This is a genomic window from Pseudarthrobacter sp. PvP004, from assembly GCF_017876035.1.
Lineage (GTDB): Bacteria > Actinomycetota > Actinomycetes > Actinomycetales > Micrococcaceae > Arthrobacter > Arthrobacter aurescens_A.
The window spans coordinates 2698213-2715532 of the sequence record NZ_JAGINL010000001.1 but is presented as its reverse complement, the minus strand read 5'-3'; the positions used below and the strand labels follow the sequence as shown (position 1 = coordinate 2715532).

Annotated in this window: 16 protein-coding genes; 8 read left to right on the top strand and 8 right to left on the bottom strand. The window is 63.7% G+C overall.

Annotated features, from left to right (window positions below):
• Nucleotides 1–92: 92 nt before the first annotated feature.
• Nucleotides 93–899, top strand: a complete 807-nt coding sequence (locus J3A64_RS12140; RefSeq protein ID WP_043471074.1) for a carbon-nitrogen hydrolase family protein — start codon at nucleotides 93–95, stop codon at nucleotides 897–899.
• Here the strand turns inward: J3A64_RS12140 and J3A64_RS12135 are convergent.
• The gene (locus J3A64_RS12135) at nucleotides 896–2509 is read right to left on the bottom strand and encodes a PucR family transcriptional regulator (RefSeq protein WP_210064387.1); all 1614 of its coding nucleotides are present in this window, start codon (nucleotides 2507–2509) and stop codon (nucleotides 896–898) included. The two genes, J3A64_RS12140 and J3A64_RS12135, sit on opposite strands and share 4 nt — an antisense overlap.
• Nucleotides 2499–3731: an alanine racemase gene (gene alr / locus J3A64_RS12130; RefSeq protein ID WP_286176285.1), complete on the bottom strand. Its 1233-nt coding sequence runs from the start codon at nucleotides 3729–3731 to the stop codon at nucleotides 2499–2501. The genes J3A64_RS12135 and alr overlap by 11 nt, the downstream gene beginning before the upstream one ends.
• Nucleotides 3732–3925: 194 nt before the next feature.
• Here alr and J3A64_RS12125 point away from each other — a divergent pair, with 194 nt between their 5' ends.
• The gene (locus tag J3A64_RS12125) at nucleotides 3926–5356 is read left to right on the top strand and encodes an amino acid permease (RefSeq protein WP_286176722.1); all 1431 of its coding nucleotides are present in this window, start codon (nucleotides 3926–3928) and stop codon (nucleotides 5354–5356) included.
• Nucleotides 5353–7059: an NAD(P)/FAD-dependent oxidoreductase gene (locus J3A64_RS12120; protein WP_210064385.1), complete on the top strand. Its 1707-nt coding sequence runs from the start codon at nucleotides 5353–5355 to the stop codon at nucleotides 7057–7059. Before J3A64_RS12125 ends, J3A64_RS12120 begins: the two co-directional genes overlap by 4 nt.
• Nucleotides 7060–7168: 109 nt before the next feature.
• Here J3A64_RS12120 and J3A64_RS12115 read toward each other — a convergent pair whose 3' ends face one another.
• The 5 genes from J3A64_RS12115 to purU form a co-directional block, all read right to left on the bottom strand.
• A complete protein-coding gene (locus tag J3A64_RS12115) occupies nucleotides 7169–7882 on the bottom strand; it encodes a hypothetical protein (protein WP_210064384.1) in 714 nt (237 codons plus the stop codon).
• Entirely contained in the window at nucleotides 7879–8262 is a 384-nt protein-coding gene (locus tag J3A64_RS12110) for a PadR family transcriptional regulator (RefSeq protein WP_210064383.1), read from the bottom strand. Before J3A64_RS12110 ends, J3A64_RS12115 begins: the two co-directional genes overlap by 4 nt.
• A 110-nt stretch (nucleotides 8263–8372) precedes the next feature.
• A complete protein-coding gene (locus tag J3A64_RS12105) occupies nucleotides 8373–8894 on the bottom strand; it encodes a gamma carbonic anhydrase family protein (RefSeq protein ID WP_210064382.1) in 522 nt (173 codons plus the stop codon).
• A 73-nt stretch (nucleotides 8895–8967) separates the two neighbouring features.
• Nucleotides 8968–9633, bottom strand: a complete 666-nt coding sequence (locus J3A64_RS12100) for a class I SAM-dependent methyltransferase (protein ID WP_210064381.1) — start codon at nucleotides 9631–9633, stop codon at nucleotides 8968–8970.
• A gap of 21 nt (nucleotides 9634–9654) precedes the next feature.
• On the bottom strand, nucleotides 9655–10506 hold the full coding sequence (purU, locus tag J3A64_RS12095; RefSeq protein WP_014921066.1) for a formyltetrahydrofolate deformylase: 852 nt from the start codon (nucleotides 10504–10506) through the stop codon (nucleotides 9655–9657).
• Nucleotides 10507–10743: 237 nt separating this feature from the next.
• On the opposite strand from purU, the gene glyA reads away from it, so the two are divergent.
• The 5 genes from glyA (at nucleotide 10744) to J3A64_RS12070 (ending at nucleotide 15930) form a co-directional block, all read left to right on the top strand.
• Entirely contained in the window at nucleotides 10744–12036 is a 1293-nt protein-coding gene (glyA, locus tag J3A64_RS12090) for a serine hydroxymethyltransferase (RefSeq protein WP_014921067.1), read from the top strand.
• A 155-nt stretch (nucleotides 12037–12191) separates the two neighbouring features.
• On the top strand, nucleotides 12192–13085 hold the full coding sequence (locus J3A64_RS12085; protein ID WP_210064380.1) for a bifunctional methylenetetrahydrofolate dehydrogenase/methenyltetrahydrofolate cyclohydrolase: 894 nt from the start codon (nucleotides 12192–12194) through the stop codon (nucleotides 13083–13085).
• 238 nt (nucleotides 13086–13323) lie between these two features.
• The gene (locus tag J3A64_RS12080; RefSeq protein WP_043805892.1) at nucleotides 13324–14253 is read left to right on the top strand and encodes an ABC transporter ATP-binding protein; all 930 of its coding nucleotides are present in this window, start codon (nucleotides 13324–13326) and stop codon (nucleotides 14251–14253) included.
• Entirely contained in the window at nucleotides 14246–15100 is an 855-nt protein-coding gene (locus J3A64_RS12075; RefSeq protein ID WP_210064379.1) for an ABC transporter permease, read from the top strand. The genes J3A64_RS12080 and J3A64_RS12075 overlap by 8 nt, the downstream gene beginning before the upstream one ends.
• The gene (locus J3A64_RS12070; protein ID WP_011773963.1) at nucleotides 15097–15930 is read left to right on the top strand and encodes an ABC transporter permease; all 834 of its coding nucleotides are present in this window, start codon (nucleotides 15097–15099) and stop codon (nucleotides 15928–15930) included. The genes J3A64_RS12075 and J3A64_RS12070 overlap by 4 nt, the downstream gene beginning before the upstream one ends.
• Nucleotides 15931–15957: 27 nt before the next feature.
• Here the strand turns inward: J3A64_RS12070 and J3A64_RS12065 are convergent, their stop codons facing one another.
• Nucleotides 15958–17283, bottom strand: coding sequence for an MFS transporter (locus J3A64_RS12065; protein ID WP_014921071.1), 1326 nt, complete (start codon nucleotides 17281–17283; stop codon nucleotides 15958–15960).
• Nucleotides 17284–17320: the final 37 nt, after the last annotated feature.

The following is a 17320-nucleotide window of genomic DNA, read 5'->3' as shown; positions in this document are numbered from 1 at the left end:
ACCAGATGCTCGAGTCCCACGCCTACGCTGGAAGGAAAGATCCTCCCGGGCACGTGAATTTGGCACCGGGATCAGGCGAAACCAAGGTGGTAATGATGCTGCTCTCAGTCCTGCAGGCGAACGCTTCCGTCATGGACGTAGAGGCCAACCTGCGCACAATCGACGACGCCGCCCAGCGCGCCGCTCAAGCCGGGGCCGGGCTGCTCCTCACACCGGAGCTGTTCCCCGTTGGCTACGCACCGCTGCGTCTCCACGCTGAACTGGATCCGGCTACCCTCCCCGGCATCCGCGAGCGCCTGTCCGAGATCGCCCGCCGTCACAGCATCGGCCTGGTGTACAGCCTCCCGGCAGTCGCCGACCATGAGAATGCCTGGCACATCACCGCTTCCCTCCTGGATGCCGAGGGCAACGAAGTCCTCAACTACGCCAAGGTCCACCTCTTTGGCCCGGAGGAGCACAAGGCGTTCGTTGGCGCCCAAGAACCTCCCGCGGTCGTGGATTTCAACGGAATCCGTACATCGATGCTGATCTGCTACGACGTGGAGTTCCCGGAGGCGGTCCGTGCCGCCGCCACCCGTGGTGCCGAGCTCCTGTTGGTGCCAACAGCTCTTTCTGCCGGGTTCGACAACGTTCCGCAGGTCCTCATCCGCGCGCGGGCGTTGGAGAGCCAGCTCAACGTGGCGTACGCCAACCACTCCGGGCATGAGGACGTCTACACGTTCCTGGGCGGCAGCGTCGTGGCCGGACCGGACGGCTCGTTGCTTGCGGCAGCAGGGGAGTCCGCGGCCCTGCTGTTCGCCGAGGTGGGCACGGAGTCGGTCAACGCGGCACGCGAGGAAGTCCCGTACCTGCGCGAACGCCGGCCGAACCTCTATGCAGAGTGGGACAAGCGCGCCTAGTCGCGGGTCCCTTCAGCTGCAGCGCCGGCCACCAGCTCGTCCACGTACTGCAATGCGAACCACAGCTCGGCCCGGACCTGCGCTTGGTTGAGGTCCATGTCCAATAGTTCGCCGAGCACGCCGATCTGCCGCCGGACACTGTTCCTGTGAAGTCCAAGGAGTTTGGCCGAGCCGTCCCAGCTGCCGTTTTCGCTGAGCCAGCCTCGCAGGACACTCAACAGCGGGTCCCGCCGGTCCGCTTCCAGCGAGAGCACGGGTGCCAGGAGTCGTTCGGCCAGCATGGTTCCCGCTTCACGGCCCAGGAGTCCTGTGACGGACCACGTCACCTCGTCCACGCGGGCGCTCTTGCCGGTGGAGACAACGCGGCTGCGCAAAGAACCTGCCCGTTGGTATGCCGCCTGAAGGCCAAGGAGTTCCGTTGGCTCGCCGATTACCAGTCGCCAGCCCAGCTTCTCGATATCCGCAAGCAGGGAATCGTCAACCCTGAGCCGCGTAATGGCCGCGAAACCGTACTCGGTGATCTCCACGAGCTTGGTGTCGAACAGCCGCCGCCACTGGAGCACCTCGCGAACCGGGCCGTCGTCAGCCGCGCCATCAACCCGGACGCCTTGAACCACCCGCATCTGTGCCGACCGGGTGGACGACAGACTCTGGGCGAGCAGGTCCTTCAGCCCGTTGACATGTTTAGTGCCGCCTGACGCCAGCGAGTCCGGGTGCAACAGCACGGCCGTAGCCAGCTGGCTGGGTGCCAACGAGCCACTGGTCCGCTGCCTCACCAGCAACTCCAGCAGACCAACGGCCGCCTGCACCACATTGTTTTGCGCAGGAGTCAGCGGCGCGTCGGAGCCGAGGATCAGGGCGCCGAGGTTTGCATCCTTGGTGCTGCGCAACGGATGCCCGAACACCAGCGCCGATCCCGGCTGCTCAAAACCGTCCATCTCTACACGCGGACCGCTGCCTGACAGCAGCCGCTCCAGGAGCGGTGCCAACAAGGAATGTTCGACGCCGCTGCTGCCGCCGGCGTTGTGCCCGCGCGCCCGGACCCGTCCGTCAGCGCCCACCAGAACAGCCCACACGGGGACCCTCTGCACCAGGGCGGCCAGCAGTTCGTGTTCCGGCCTGGGGGAGAGTACCGCGCGCATGAGTTGGCGGTTGGTGTCCGCCAGTTGCCGGAAGACCCTCGCGTTGTCGGTTTCCAGAAGCTGGGAGAATTCCAGGCCGATCGCCGCGAACGGCACGGACTCAGGTACCTCGAACAATGTGAGGTTGTGCTTGCGGCAAGCATCCAGCAGGACGTCCGGGACGGCGTCGAAGTAGGGCCTGATGCCGAATCCCAACGCAGCCACCTTGGCATCCACCAGCCGCTGGACATAGGCATCCACCTTGGCCGCCGAGCCGCCCTCCCCAAGGAAGGGCAACCCGGCGGTGAGGAGGAACTCGCCCTCCGGCAGGTACGGCGTGGGGTCTTCGAGCTCACTCGGTTCCACCCATCGCAGCAGCGAGGAGCCGCTGCCGCCGTCGTGAAGCATTTTCAACTCCGGCGGCAGCTGCTCCAGGAACTGTTCGAGCGTGACGAAACTGAGGCGGGCGGTGGCGGGCTCAGGCGACATTGCCCGGCCCGGCGGCTGCCGGCTCCTGGTAGTCGGGGCACCGGTAAGCGGTAGTGGCGTAAGCGCGGGGGAGCCGCGGCGCGATCCTGTTGATGATTTCGTCGCCGTGGCTTCCAATCGCGGCGCCCCAGTCGTCGGCGCTCGCCGCCCCGCAGGCCGGGTCACCGAACAGCACCGCCGTGTCGCCGACGTCGATTCCCGACGCGTCCGGCCCAAGGTCCACCATGAACTGGTCCATGCAGACCTTTCCGATCACCGGGACCGTGCGCCCGCCGATGTTCACCACCGAACGGCCGCTGATGCCTTTGGGGATGCCGTCCGCGTAGCCGAGCGGGATGAGCCCGAGGTATCGCGGCTCATAGGTGATGGCCTGGTGTTCGTAGCTGACGCCGGTGCCTGCGGGGACCTTCTTGAGCATGACCAGCGGTGCGGTCACGCTGAGCGCGGGACGCAGGCCAAAGTCGGCAGGGTCCAGGTGATCGGCCGGGGCGAGTCCGTAAATTGCCAGGCCTGCGCGGACCATGTCGAAGTGGAATTCGGGCCGGTCCAGGATGTTCGCAGAGCTGGATACGTGCCTAAGTTCGGGGGCAAGTCCTGCCTGGTGCGCTTCGCGAACAGCGTCCTCGAACTCGGCGACGGCGGTGATGTTGCCGGGGTGCGCTGGTACATCGGCCCAGGCCAGGTGGGTCCAAATGCCGCGTACGCGAAGGTTCCCGTCGAGCTCTGCCTGCCGGGCCTGCGCCACGAGCTCGGCCCAGTCTTCCTTGCGCGCACCGCCGCGGCTCAGGCCGCTGTCCAGTTCCAAGTGCACGACGGCGGGACGGCCCAGGCGTTTCGCGATGCCTGCCAGCACCTCCAGTTGGCCAACGCTCCCGAGCGACACATCGATGTCGTTTTCGAGGGCTTCGCGAATGGTGGCGCTTGTCTGGGATGCCAGATACAACCAGGAAAGTATCGGCACAGTGATGCCTGCTTGGCGGAGCGCAATCGCTTCGCTGAGCTGGGCCGTTCCCAGCCAGTCCGCTCCAGCCTTGACAGCTGTGCGGGCTACTTCCACCAGTCCGTGGCCATAAGCATTTCCCTTCACCACGGCCATGAAGAATGGCGCCTCAGTGCGCTTTTTCAGGGCCTGGATGTTGTCCGAAATCGCCGACAGGTCCACGGTGACCTGCCCCGAAAGGGCTGCCGAAGCAGCCTCTTGATAGTGTGCATTACGTCTCATGGTTGAACACTATAGGTCATTTTGCACCGTGGTGAGAGGTGGCTCACATGCCAGTCTTGTGGAGGGGAAATCGAAACTACTTTGAAGGGACGTCAAGGGTGACTGTGCCTGTGAACACCAAAAACCCGGCTGCGGCCAACGGCGCCAGGCCGAGCCTGGGCGCGCAACTCCTGCGCCGCAAGCCCATTGGCCAGATGGTCAGCGAAGCCGGAAGCAGTGAAAGCGGAACGCCGCTGGTCCGCAGCTTCGGGGTCCTCCAGCTGACCATGATCAGCGTCGGTGCCACGCTCGGCACCGGCATCCTGGTCATCCTGGGCGAATCCGTGCCGCTGGCGGGACCTGCCATCTGGATCTCCTTCGTCATCGCCGGCTTGGCCGCTCTGCTCTCCGCCGTGTCCTATGCCGAAATGGCTGGACTCGTTCCGGTGGCAGGTTCCAGCTACTCCTACTCCTACGCCACCATGGGCGAGGGCATGGCCTGGATCTGCGGCTGGTGCCTGGTGCTGGAGTACGCGGTCTCGGTTGCAGCAGTTGCCGTGGGGGCCGGACAGTACGTCAACGAGACCTTGGCTGCCTTCGGTCAGTTCCTGCCGGACGCCGTGAGCCAGCCGCCGGGGGATGGCGGCGTGGTCAACGTCCCCGCGATGATCATCGTGATTCTGGCCATGGTCCTGCTGGTCCGCGGTGCACGTGAGAGTGCGTGGATCAACACTGCAATCGTGGTGATCAAGGTGGGCATCCTGCTCTTCTTCTGCGCCGTAGCGTTCACCGCGTTCAATGCCGGTAACTTCGAGCCTCTTCTCCCGATGGGTGCCGCAGGGGTATCCGCCGCAGCGTCGAGCGTTTTCTTCTCCTACATCGGCTTCGACGCCGCCTCCACCGCGGGTGAGGAAGCCAAAAACCCCAAGCGGGATCTCCCCAGGGCCATCATGCTGTCCATGGTGATCGTCACCAGCATTTATGTCCTGGTTGCCGTCGCTGCCATTGGCGCCCGGCCTTGGGGTTGGTTTGACGGTACGGAGGCTGCTCTGGTGCAGATCCTGCATGAAATCACCGGGCAGCCCTGGATTGCGCTGGTCTTCTCCATGGGTGCAGTTCTTGCCATCGCCAGCATCGTGCTGACAGTCCTCTACGGTCAGACCCGCATCATGCTCTCCATGTCCCGCGACGGCATGATGCCCAAAGTCTTTGGACGCATTTCCCGCCGAACCGGCACCCCTGTAGCTGGAACGCTGATCGTTGGCGTCGGCGTCGCCCTTGCCGCTGGCTTGGTCCCGCTGGGTGCTCTGGCCGACGCCACCAGCATCGGAACCCTGTTCGCGTTCGCGTTGGTCAACGTTGCAGTGATCTACCTGCGCCGCAACCGCCCCGATCTTGAGCGAAGCTTCAGGGTTCCCCTGTATCCGATCACTCCCATCCTGGGCACGCTGATGTGTGCCTACCTGATGATCAACCTCGGTGCCGATACCTGGATCACCTTCGGTGTCTGGATGCTCGTGGGCATCGCCATCTACTTCGGCTATGGACGCCGGAACTCCAAGGTAGCCGCGCTCAGCGAACAGGACTACCGTGAACTAACCACCAGGGCCGTGAGCCCGGAACCTGTGAAAGCAGCAAACTCATGACCATCGCCACCGAACTCCCGCTCATCGAGGAACCAGGAGCGCCCGCCGCAGCAGCCGGCGCACCGATCACCATGTTGAACCCGGACTTCCCGTTCAGCTACGACCATTACCTGGCGCACCCCAACGGGTTGGGCTCGGTCCCCGAGGAGCTCCACGGCACCGAGGTGGCCATCATCGGCGCCGGGCTGTCCGGCTTGGTTACCGCTTACGAACTCATGAAGCTTGGCCTCAAACCCGTCATCTACGAGGCCGACCAGATCGGTGGACGTCTCCGGACTGCGAGCTTCCCGTCCGCGCCCGGCGTTGTGGCGGACCTCGGCGGCATGCGCTTCCCGGTTTCCGGAAAGGCTTTCTACCACTACGTGGACCTCCTTGGCTTGGACACCAACGATTTCCCTAATCCCATGGCGCCGGCAACTTCTTCCACGGTCATTGAACTTGCGGGTAAGAAGCACTACGCCACCACTGCTGACGAGCTGCCGGAGTTCTTCCTCGAAGTGGCCGACGCCTGGAAAGCCGCAGTGAATGACGGCGCTGCTTTCGCCGAGATGCAGGAAGCCATCAAGGCCCGCGATACCAAGCGGATCAAAGAACTCTGGAACGCACTCCTGCCTGAGTTGGATGAGCAGACGTTCTACGGCTTCATTGCGGCCAGCAAGTCCTTCAAGGAGGCCGGCTTCGCTCACCGTGAAGCATTCGGGCAAGTGGGCTTCGGCACCGGTGGTTGGGATACCGACTTCCCCAACTCCATCCTCGAAATCCTCCGCGTGGTCTACACCGACGCCGACGACCAGCACCGCTCCATTAAGGGAGGAGCGCAAAGGCTCCCCGAGGCACTCTGGAACCACGCGCCGTCGGGCCTTAAGTACTGGCCGGAAGGCACCTCGCTCGCGTCCCTGCACTCCGGTTCGCCGCGCGGAGCCGTGGACAACATCCGCCGGGCGGAGAACGGCGACCTCCTGGTCCGCGAGAACTGGGGGCGCGAGGCCACGTACCAAGCCGTGGTGACCACCTGCCAGTCCTGGCTGCTGTCCACGCGCATCCACACCGAGGAAGCGCTGTTCCCAGCCGAGTTGTGGACAGCGATCGAGCGCTCGCACTACATGCAGTCGTCTAAGACCTTCGTGATGGTGGACCGGCCGTTCTGGAAGGACATCGATCCCGAGACCGGCCGCGAGGTCTTGTCCATGACCCTCACCGACCGCCTCAACCGGGCAACGTACTTGCTCGACGACGGCCCGGACAAGCCCGCTGTCATCCTCCTGTCCTACACCTGGAACGACGACGCCCTGAAATGGCTAGCGCTCACCGCCGAGGAACGCGTGAAGCTCATGCTGCACTCCTTGGAGCAGATCTACCCGGGCGTGGACATTTCAAGCCACATCATCGGGCAGCCGATCACGGTGTCCTGGGAAGCGGACCCCAACTTCATGGGCGCGTTCAAGGCCAACCTGCCCGGACACTACCGGTACCAGCAGCGCTTGTTCACGCACTTCAAGCAGGATCAGCTGGCGGAGCACCAGCGCGGAATCTTCCTCGCGGGGGACGATGTGTCCTTCACCGCCGGATGGGCTGAGGGTGCCGTGACCACGGGCCTGAACGCCGTGTGGGGAGTGGTGAACCACCTGGGTGGCGCATCCGCTGCCGGCAACCCGGGTCCGGGTGACCTGCTGGATGAGCTCGGCCCGATCTCCCTGGACTGATCTCCCCTTATACGTTGCGAGGCCCGCTCTGCACCCTAAACCCTCAGGGAGGCGGTGGGGATGCAGGGCAGGGCCTCGCATTCGTATTTATCCACGAAGGGATGTTCGCCTAGCTGAGGGCTAAGGCGAGGCCAAACATGGCCAGCGCGAATATCGGGAAAAGCCAGTTGGTGACCAGCACGCCGATCTTCTTCCGCGCTCCGGTGTTCGGCTTCGTGTCGGCAGTTGGGTCGATAATGTCGTCGTTATCCGGGCCAAGGTGCCTCATCGTGTTGACGATGGAGAGAAGAACCATGATGGCGGCGCTGCCCATGAGCCAGGGGAGAGGGTTCAGTTCCAGCCATGCATCCGCCCGGTTGGTTGGCGCTACTACTCCGGAGGCAAGCCCTGACGCTACACAAATGACAACAAGGCCTACGAGCACCCAGTGGTGCCGGACCGCTGCGGTGAGATAGAGCGGCAGGAGTGCAATGACTACGAGCGGCGTCGCAACAAGAGCTGCTTGTACCGGCGAAATCAGCATTGGCTCGGAGCGGGCCCATGGCACCACGGCCTGGTTGAAAAGCAAAAAGGCCAAGATGCCCAGCATGGATGGCCAGAGCGCCTTCCTTACCCATTCAAACTTCGGCGCACGTGGAAGTTCGAGCTCGGCCGCATAGCTGCGTGCTGGCCCGAACGCTTCCTCAGCCTGTTGACCGGTGTCTCTGAGGAGTTCCCGGACGCTTGCCACGGTGTCACCGATTGCATCCCCATGTACCTGGCGGAGTCGAAGTTCCAGGACGAGTTCGTCAAACCATTTCTTGTTGGCGGTTTCCTGCATCATGTAGTGGTCTCCTTCGTGTCCTGCCCGTCGAGGTATCGCTTGCTGAGCTCGGTGAATCGCAGCCAGTCCGCGCTGAGCCGTTTCACTTCGGTGCGCCCGCGGTCAGTCAGGGCAAAGTACTTTCGGCCCGGTCCGCCGTCCCCTGCCCGCCATTCGGTGGTGACCAGGCCAGCGGCCTCATAACGGGTGAGGAGCGGGTAGAGAGTGCCGCCCTTGATGGTGCCGAACCCGTGGCGCTCAAGTTCACTGATGATCGCGTAACCGTAGGAGGGGCCAGCGGAGAGGGCATGAAGCGAGAGGAAGCCCAGCGTCGCACGCAGCCAATCACTTGGCCAATCAGCGCCTTCCGACGTCGGCGGACCTGGATGGGAAGCTGTCATGACTACATTGTCACTCTAAGTAGTTAGCCTGTAAAGCCATGGTATGCAGCGAGGCCTGCCCTTCGACCGAACGCTCAGGTTCGGTCGAAGGGCAGGCCTCGCGATTTGCGTCAGTTTGTGTGCATCTCCCTGTGCGCCGCAGCGAGCTCCTTGTAGTGGTCCGCGTTGTGCTTGACACCCTCAAACTCTTCATCGGTAAGTTCGCGGCGGACCTTCGCGGGAACACCGGCAACGAGGGAGCGCGGGGGAATGACCGTGCCCTCCAGAACCACTGCGCCGGCAGCGATGAGCGAACCCGATCCAACTACTGCGCCGTTGAGGATGGTGGCGCTCATGCCGATCAGGCAGTCGTCCTCTATGGTGCAGCCGTGGACCACTGCGCTGTGACCCACGGAGACGCGCTCGCCGACGGTGCACGGGAAGCCGGGGTCGGCGTGGAGGACTACGTTGTCCTGGAGGTTGGACCCTGCACCCACGCTGATCGCGGCCGTATCTGCGCGGACGGAGACGCCGTAGAAAGCACTGGAGTCCTCGGCCAACGTGGCCTTGCCAATAATTGATGCCGTGGGTGCCACGAAGGCGGTGTCATGGATGGCCGGAGTATCCCCGGCGAAAGTGTAAGAAGGAGCCATGGAGCCCAGCTTAGTTCCCCATCAGGTGGCACTTCAGGCCGATATGCCGCCCCAAAACGGCCTGAAGTGCGACTCAGTTGGGCAACGGGGTGCGGAGGACCAGGAACTGGTAGTGCTGATTCCACTGACCCGCGCCGGGGCCGGACTCCACGCCCACACCTTCCGGCCAGGTCCGGAAGTGTTCCACAGCACCGTGTTCGCCAAAAATCCGCTGCACGGTTTCGTCGCTACGGCGGCTGAAGAACCGTCGCGGCTCCTCGAGGTCCTCCGGGTTGAGGACTTCGTCGTCCTCACCTGACCAAAGCCCGACGGCGATTGGCGCACCAGGTGCGGTGACCCGCACCAGTTCGCGGACGACGTCGTGAATTCGGCTGTTGGGAACATGAAGGAGAGTACTCATGGTCCACGCCGCAGAGAACACAGAAGAGGCAAAAGGCAGGTCCCGCCCGCTGGCCACCGAGGCGTCGAGCCCGGCCGAGCGCGCCAAATGAACGCTTTCCGGGGACAGGTCAACACCGGTGTAATGCAGCCCTGCGCGGACGAACTCCACGCCCTCCACCCCGGTTCCACACCCGAGTTCCAGCAATGAGTGCCGGTGCTCGGACTTCAACAGCCGGATGAACCATTCCCTGCATTCAACCCGATGCGGGGTCAATGCCCGGGTGTTCCGGACGGGAGCATGGCGGTCGTAGTAAACCGCCAGGTCAGCTTCATGGTTGGCCTCGGGGATGCCGTGCATACCCTCAGCATAGGAGCGGCGTTAGTTGAACACCACGGTCCGGGTGCCGTCGAGCAGCACGCGGTGTTCGGCATGCCACTGGACTGCTTGGGCCAGCGTACGGCCTTCGACGTCGCGGCCCATCTGCACGAACTGGGCAGCCGTGCGTGCGTGGTCAACGCGGATGACTTCCTGCTCGATGATCGGACCCTCGTCGAGGTCGGCCGTCACGTAGTGGGCAGTGGCGCCGATGATCTTCACACCGCGGGCGTGGGCCTGGTGGTACGGCTTGGCACCCTTGAACGAGGGAAGGAAAGAGTGGTGGATGTTGATGGCCTTGCCGTTCAACTCCGTGCAGAGATCGTTGGAGAGAACCTGCATGTAACGGGCCAGGACCGTCAGTTCGACGTCGTGCTCGGCGATCAGCTTCAGCAGCTCCGCCTCGGCCTGGGGCTTGGTTTCCGGCGTCACGGGGATGTGGTGGAACGGGATTCCGTAGAACTCCGCCAACGACTCGAGGTCGCGGTGGTTGGACACGATGGCCGGAACGTCGATGGGCAAGGTGCCGGTGCGCTGCTGGAACAGGAGGTCGTTGAGGCAGTGCGCGTCCTTGGAGCACAGGATGATGGTGCGGACCTTCTGGCCCACGGGGTTGATCTGCCAGGTCATGCCAAAGGATTCGGCCACCGGCCGCAGGGCAGCGGCCAGTTCGTCTTGGGAGGACGCAGTGGTTGCCTCCACGCGCATGAAGAAGTTGCCGGTGGTGGGACTTCCGTATTGTTGCGAATCGGCGATATTGCACCCGGCGTCAAGAAGTGCGCCGGCGACAGCGTGCACGATGCCGGGGCGGTCGGGGCAGGAGAGGGTCACAACAAAAGCGGTGGAGTCAGTCACACGGACAAGCCTACCGGTGCTGCCTTGTTGTACTGTTAATGGGTCGCAACTGGCGTTGGGTGGACTACCACCAGGGAGCGGCAATCACGAAGACCACGGATCGTACGCCTGGGCCGAGGGTCATGTCTTACCGTCGCACGCACGTGACCGATGCCTCCTGTCATCAAGGGGACGCGGGAATGCTGCTGCCGGTAGCCTGACCTGTAGCACCACCCGTTCCCTAGCCAGGAGATCTCCGTGACTACCACCACTTCAGCGTCTGTCAGCAACCAGTCGCTCGCCGATCTCGATCCCGAGATCGCAGCAGTCCTCAACCAGGAACTTGGCCGCCAGCGCGGCACCCTGGAAATGATTGCGTCCGAAAACTTCGCCCCCCGCGCCGTGATGGAAGCCCAGGGCTCCGTCCTGACCAACAAGTACGCCGAGGGCTACCCGGGCCGCCGCTACTACGGCGGTTGTGAATACGTCGACGTCGCTGAGCAGCTCGCCATCGACCGCGTCAAGGAACTCTTCGGCGCCGAGTACGCCAACGTCCAGCCCCACTCCGGTGCCCAGGCAAACGCTGCAGCGCTCTCCGCCATGATCACCCCGGGCGACAAGATCCTCGGCCTGTCCCTGGCACACGGCGGACACCTGACCCACGGCATGAAGCTCAACTTCTCCGGCAAGCTCTACAACGTAGCGGCTTACCAGGTTGAAGAAGACAACTTCCGCATCGACATGGACAAGCTCCGTGAGCAGGCCATCGCCGAGAAGCCGCAGGTCATCATCGCCGGCTGGTCCGCGTACCCGCGCCACCTCGACTTCGCTGCCTTCCGCTCCATCGCTGATGAGGTGGGCGCGCTCCTCTGGACGGACATGGCCCACTTCGCAGGCCTCGTTGCAGCAGGACTGCACCCGAGCCCCGTACCGCACTCCGACGTCGTCACCTCCACCGTTCACAAGACCCTCGCCGGTCCGCGTTCCGGTGTGATCCTGGGCAAGCAGGAGTGGGCCAAGAAGCTCAACTCCAGCGTCTTCCCGGGCCAGCAGGGCGGACCGCTCATGCACGTCATCGCCGCCAAGGCCGTTGCTTTCAAGATCGCCGGCAGTGAAGAGTTCAAGGAGCGTCAGGAGCGCGTCCTCGAGGGTGCCAAGATCATCGCTGACCGTCTGAACCAGTCCGACGTTGCCGAGGCCGGCGTCTCGGTCCTCACCGGCGGCACCGATGTTCACTTGGTCCTGGTTGACCTGCGCAACTCGCAGCTGGACGGCCAGCAAGCCGAAGATCTTCTGCACTCCGTGGGCATCACCGTGAACCGCAACGCTGTTCCGTTCGATCCCCGCCCGCCGATGGTCACCTCCGGTCTCCGCATCGGTACGCCTGCCCTGGCTACCCGCGGATTCGGTGCTGCTGAGTTCACCGAGGTTGCAGAGATCATCGCCACCGCGCTCAAGGCCGGTTCCTCAGCAGACGTCGAGTCGCTGCAGGCCCGCGTGGACAAGCTCGCCGCCGACTTCCCGCTGTACCCGCAGCACGAGCAGTGGTAACCCGCGCTCCCGCAGCAATCAGTAAACAAGCACAACCCGGGCATTGAACCGGGGCTGACGGGACCCGCCGCCATACCCCACGGCAGCGGGTCCTGTCTGCTTGGGCCTCCCCACGGCCCACTCACGCAGGTCACCCACCAGAAAGAGCAGATGGAATGACACAGTCCACCGCACAGATCCTCGACGGCAAGGCCACCGCCGCAGCCATCAAGGCAGAACTGACCACCCGCGTTGCAGCCTTGGCAGCCAAGGGAATCGTCCCGGGCCTGGGCACCATCCTGGTGGGATCCGACCCCGGCAGCACCTGGTACGTCGGCGGCAAGCACAAGGACTGCGCCGAAGTCGGCATCCAGTCCATCCGCCGCGACCTCCCCGAGGACATTTCCCAGGAAGAGCTCCTGAAGGTTGTTCGTGAGCTCAACGACAACCCCGAGTGCACCGGCTACATCGTCCAGCTTCCGCTGCCCAAGCACATCGACCAGGACGTCATCCTGGAAGCCATGGACCCGGACAAGGACGCCGACGGCCTGCACCCCATGAACCTTGGCCGCCTTGTGGCCAACGTCAACGGCGAAATGAAGTCCCCGCTGCCCTGCACACCCAAGGGCTGTGTGGAGTTGCTTCGCCGCCACAACATTGAACTCAAGGGCAAGCGCGTCCTGGTGGTTGGCCGCGGCGTCACCATCGGCCGCCCCATAGGCCTCCTGCTGACCCGCAAGGAAGTCAACGCCACGGTCATCCTTGCCCACACCGGAACGGCGGACCTGCCCGCGGAACTCAAGCAGGCCGACGTCGTGATTGCCGCCGCCGGCGTGCCGCATATGATCAAGGCTGAAGACCTCAAGCCGGGCGCAGTGGTGCTCGACGTCGGCGTCAGCCGCGTTGACGATGGCAACGGCAAGGCTGTTGTCACCGGAGACGTGGATCCGGCCGCTGCCGACGTCGCTGCCTGGCTGTCCCCGAACCCGGGCGGTGTGGGTCCGATGACCCGTGCCATGCTGCTCGCGAATGTGGTGGAGAGCGCTGAGCGCCAGGCGGGCATCGCGTAGGTTTCCGCGAACACAGCCGTGGCCCGTTTCGGGGCTAAGCTGCCGAAGATGCCGTGCGCACGGCATCATCGGCAGCCAAGCCCCGAAACGGCCTCGCAGCTGACGCTTTCACATATCGGTGGGCGCTACTAGTCTGCTGAGGGTGCACAATGAAGCAACCCGCTCTCCGACACCGTCTCCGACACCGTCTCCGACACCGTCACCAACACAGTCAGAATCGTCGCAAACCAGCTTCGACATGAACCGACCAACCGTTATCAGCGCGCGGAACCTCACCAAGGCCTATGGTGAACTCACCGCCGTGGACAACATTTCCTTCGACGTACCCGCCGGGGAGTCTTTCGGTCTGCTGGGACCCAACGGCGCCGGCAAATCCACCACCATGAAAATGATCGGTGGAGTCTCGCAGCGCACCTCGGGAACGCTGAACATCATGGGTTTGGACCCGGAATCCCACGGACCCGAGGTCAGGGCGCACTTGGGCGTGGTCCCGCAGCAAGACAACCTGGACGAAGAGCTCAGGGTCCGCGAGAACCTGATCGTCTACGGTCGCTACTTCGGCCTGCCCTTGAGCTACCTGCGCCCCAAAGCCGACGAACTCCTGGAGTTCGCGCAGCTGACGGACAAAGCGAACTCGAAGGTGGATGCGTTGTCCGGCGGCATGAAGCGGCGGCTCACCATCGCGCGGTCGCTTATCAACGAGCCGCGCATCCTGCTCCTTGACGAGCCCACCACCGGCCTTGATCCCCAAGCCCGCCACATCCTGTGGGACCGGCTCTTCAGGCTCAAGGAAAGCGGCGTGACGCTGATCCTCACTACGCACTACATGGATGAGGCCGAGCAACTCTGCGACCGCCTGATCGTGGTGGACAAAGGCCGCATCATGGCCGAAGGTTCGCCCGCCAACCTCATCCGCGAGCACTCGTCGCGCGAAGTACTCGAGCTCAGGTTCGGTTCCGAGCGCAACGCGACCATCGGCGTCGAACTTCAAGGCATCGGTGAGCGCCTGGAGACGCTGCCGGACCGAGTGCTCATCTACGCGCACGACGGCGAGGCCGCGCTGGAGCAGGTCACTGCCCGAGGGCTGCGGCCCATGACCTCGCTGGTGCGCCGCTCGTCGCTGGAGGACGTGTTCCTGCGGCTGACCGGCAGGAGCCTCGTTGACTGACAATCAAAGCACGACGGCGGAGCGGCCGTTGCGGGCCCACTCACCCGAGGTGTCGGCTGCCCGGGCGCGACGCTGGGGCTCGTTCTTCTATGCGGAGCAGGTGCTTCGCGTCATGCGCAACTACGGCTGGTCCGTCATCTTGTACAGCGTGGGGCAGCCGGTGGCGTACCTGTTCGCCATGGGAGTCGGGCTCGCCAGCCTGGTGGATGCCAACAGCGAGGCCGCGTTCGGAGGCGTCAGCTATCTGGAGTTCGTGGCTCCGGCCCTGTTAGTCTCCGCTGCGGTGATGACGGCGTCGGGGGAATTCTCTTACCCGATCATGGACGGCTTCAAATGGCGCCGCGTGTTCTACGGCCCGCATGCCTCGCCGTTGATTCCGCAGCAGATCGCCAGTGGCCACATCATGGCCAGTTCCCTGCGGTTCCTGCTTCAGTCGGTGGTCTACTTTGTGGTGGTGGCGCTGTTTGGCGCTTCACCGAGTCCGTGGGGTTGGGTCTCCGCCATTGTGGCCACGGTGGCTGCCCTGAGCTTTGGCCTGCCATTGATGGCCTACGCCGCGAGCATCACCCAGGACAAAGGGCAATTCGCGTTGGTGCAACGCTTCATTGTGATGCCGCTGTTCCTGTTCTCGGGGACGTTCTTCCCGCTGGATTCGTTGCCGATCGCAGTTCGCTGGATCGGCTGGATTTCACCCGTCTGGCATGGAACCGAATTGGGCCGGGTGTTCACCTACGGGATGGACCAGGACCCGTTGCTGACCATCACTCATATTGTGTTCCTGCTGGTGACGGCAGTTGTGGGCTGGGTGCTGGTGCGCCGCCAATTCGTGAAGAGGATGGGCTCATGAGTGTCCTGACAGGTGGCCATAGTGCCACGGACCTGGCCCGCGAGCGGAAGTTCGGTTCCCTGTACTCCCGTAACGCCAAGGCAGTGGTGGGCCGAGGGCTGATGGCGGCCAAGAGCAGCACCTGGCTGGTGATGGTGTCCGGGTTCTTCGAGCCGGTGCTGTTCCTGCTGGCCATGGGCGTGGGCATGGGCTCCATAGTGGGCACGGTCCAAGGGCCGGGCGGCGAGGAAATCAGCTACGCCGCGTACATCGCGCCGGCGCTCCTGGCGGTCTCCGCCATGAATGGGGCCATTTACGACTCCACCTGGAACGTTTTCTTCAAGATGAACTTCGCCAAGCTGTACCAAGGGATGCTCTACACGTCCCTGGGTCCGCTGGACGTAGCCATCGGCGAGATCTTCCTGGCTCTCCTTCGGGGCCTCCTGTACGCCACGGGTTTCACGGCAGTCATGGGGGTGATGGGCCTGCTCACCAGTTGGTGGGCCATCCTGGTCATTCCCGCCTCGGTGCTGATCGCTTTCGGCTTCGCGAGCTTCGGGATGGGCATTACCAGCTTCATGAAGACTTTCCAGCAGATGGACTGGATCAACTTCTTCCTGCTGCCCATGTTCCTGTTCAGTGCCACGTTCTACCCGCTCAGTGTGTACCCGCAGGTCATCCAATGGTTCATCCAGGCCATGCCACTGTGGCACGGCGTGGAACTCCTGCGGCAGATCAGCGTGGGCTCGTTCAGCCCGGCCACAGCTATCCATGTGGGCTATTACGTGGTGATGATCGCGCTGGGCATCATGCTGACCACGGGCAGGCTGCGCCAACTGTTCCTGAAGTAGGAACGGCCGGCGCAGCCCGCCCCGGTTCTAGGCCGTTTCGATGTCGGCCATGGTCAGCTTCGCGTGGTCGCGCAGGCCCCAGGAGCAGAGTCCCATGACTGCCAGCGCGGAGACGGTGTAAATCACGACGCCGATCGGGTCACCGTGGGTGGCGATCAGCAACGCTGTGGCCACGGTGGCTGCCGTACCGCCACCGAGTGCAGAACCAATCTGGTAGCTAGCCGAGATGGCTGAATAGCGGGAGGCAGCTGGGAACTGTTCGCCCAGGAACGCCGGCAGCGGGCCCTGCGGCACTGTGTTGAGCGCGCCACCCAACGTGAACATCAGCAGGGCAATCCATCCGGTGTGTGTCTCGATGGCCGGGAAGAACGCCACGAAGTAGATGATGAGCATCACGGAGCCGCCCACCATCACCGGCTTACGGCCAATCCTGTCCGAAAGGATCGCGGCCAGCGGCGCCGAGATGACGCTGGCCACCGCGCCCCACAGCTGGAATTGCAGTGATTCGCTCCCCGTGTAGCCGTGCTGGAGCACGTAGGACATCAGGAACACTGTGGCGATGTAGGTGAAGGTGTTGTAGCCGTAGCTCACGCCGATGGACATCAGGATTTGTCGCGGGTGCGACTTCATGACAGCGAGCAGCGGAATGCGTGGTGTCTCGCCGGTAGAGGGGCGCTCGTCCTGGGGGAGGGTCAGCCGGGCAATAAGGCCCGCGACCACCAGCAGGCCGCCGATCCAGAAGGGAACCCGCCAAGCGAAGCTGGCCACTTCACCGCCTGCAATGGCGTCGGTGAGCGAAAAGACGCCGGAACCCATCAGCACGCCCAGCCCAATGCCCATGCTTGTGAAGCTTCCCCACAGTCCTCGACGACCTGCCGGTGCTGCCTCGATTCCCACCAGGGCAGCTCCGCCCCATTCACCGCCGGCAGAGAACCCCTGAACCAGCCGCAAGGCAATGAGCAGCATGGGGGCGGCCGCACCGATCGAATCTGCACTTGGCAGGCAACCAATCAGGAAGGTGCTTCCACCCATGAGGATGAGCGTCAGGATCAGGATCTTCCGCCGTCCGAGGCGGTCGCCGAAGTGGCCCAGGACGATCCCGCCCAAGGGGCGGGCCAGGAATCCTGCGCCAAAGGAAGCGAATGCCACCAAGGTTCCGGTCAGGGGGTCAAGGTTGGGGAAGAACAGCTGTGGGAACACCAGCGCTGCTGCCAGGCCATAGATGGTGAAGTCATAAAACTCCAGTGCTGTCCCAAAGCAAGAGATGAAGAAAGTACGCGCAGCGGAGACGGGGCGCTTGGACGATGGACCTTGTGGTTCCAGCGCAACATTGGGCTGAAGGGATTGCGGCAAGGAAGTGCCTTTCGTTGGGTGTTTGTTGGAGTGATGA

Excerpts from the sequence above, each read along its gene's own strand:
- J3A64_RS12100 (WP_210064381.1), bottom strand. The coding sequence starts at position 9,633 with ATGCACGGCATCCCCGAGGCCAACCATGAAGCTGACCTGGCGGTTTAC.
- J3A64_RS12085 (WP_210064380.1), top strand. The coding sequence starts at position 12,192 with ATGACACAGTCCACCGCACAGATCCTCGACGGCAAGGCCACCGCCGCA.
- J3A64_RS12115 (WP_210064384.1), bottom strand. The coding sequence starts at position 7,882 with ATGATGCAGGAAACCGCCAACAAGAAATGGTTTGACGAACTCGTCCTG.
- J3A64_RS12120 (WP_210064385.1), top strand. The coding sequence starts at position 5,353 with ATGACCATCGCCACCGAACTCCCGCTCATCGAGGAACCAGGAGCGCCC.
- J3A64_RS12080 (WP_043805892.1), top strand. The coding sequence starts at position 13,324 with ATGAACCGACCAACCGTTATCAGCGCGCGGAACCTCACCAAGGCCTAT.
- alr (WP_286176285.1), bottom strand. The coding sequence starts at position 3,731 with ATGAGACGTAATGCACACTATCAAGAGGCTGCTTCGGCAGCCCTTTCG.
- J3A64_RS12110 (WP_210064383.1), bottom strand. The coding sequence starts at position 8,262 with ATGACAGCTTCCCATCCAGGTCCGCCGACGTCGGAAGGCGCTGATTGG.
- J3A64_RS12105 (WP_210064382.1), bottom strand. The coding sequence starts at position 8,894 with ATGGCTCCTTCTTACACTTTCGCCGGGGATACTCCGGCCATCCATGAC.
- J3A64_RS12125 (WP_286176722.1), top strand. The coding sequence starts at position 3,926 with ATGGTCAGCGAAGCCGGAAGCAGTGAAAGCGGAACGCCGCTGGTCCGC.
- J3A64_RS12135 (WP_210064387.1), bottom strand. The coding sequence starts at position 2,509 with ATGTCGCCTGAGCCCGCCACCGCCCGCCTCAGTTTCGTCACGCTCGAA.
- J3A64_RS12140 (WP_043471074.1), top strand. The coding sequence starts at position 93 with ATGATGCTGCTCTCAGTCCTGCAGGCGAACGCTTCCGTCATGGACGTA.
- J3A64_RS12070 (WP_011773963.1), top strand. The coding sequence starts at position 15,097 with ATGAGTGTCCTGACAGGTGGCCATAGTGCCACGGACCTGGCCCGCGAG.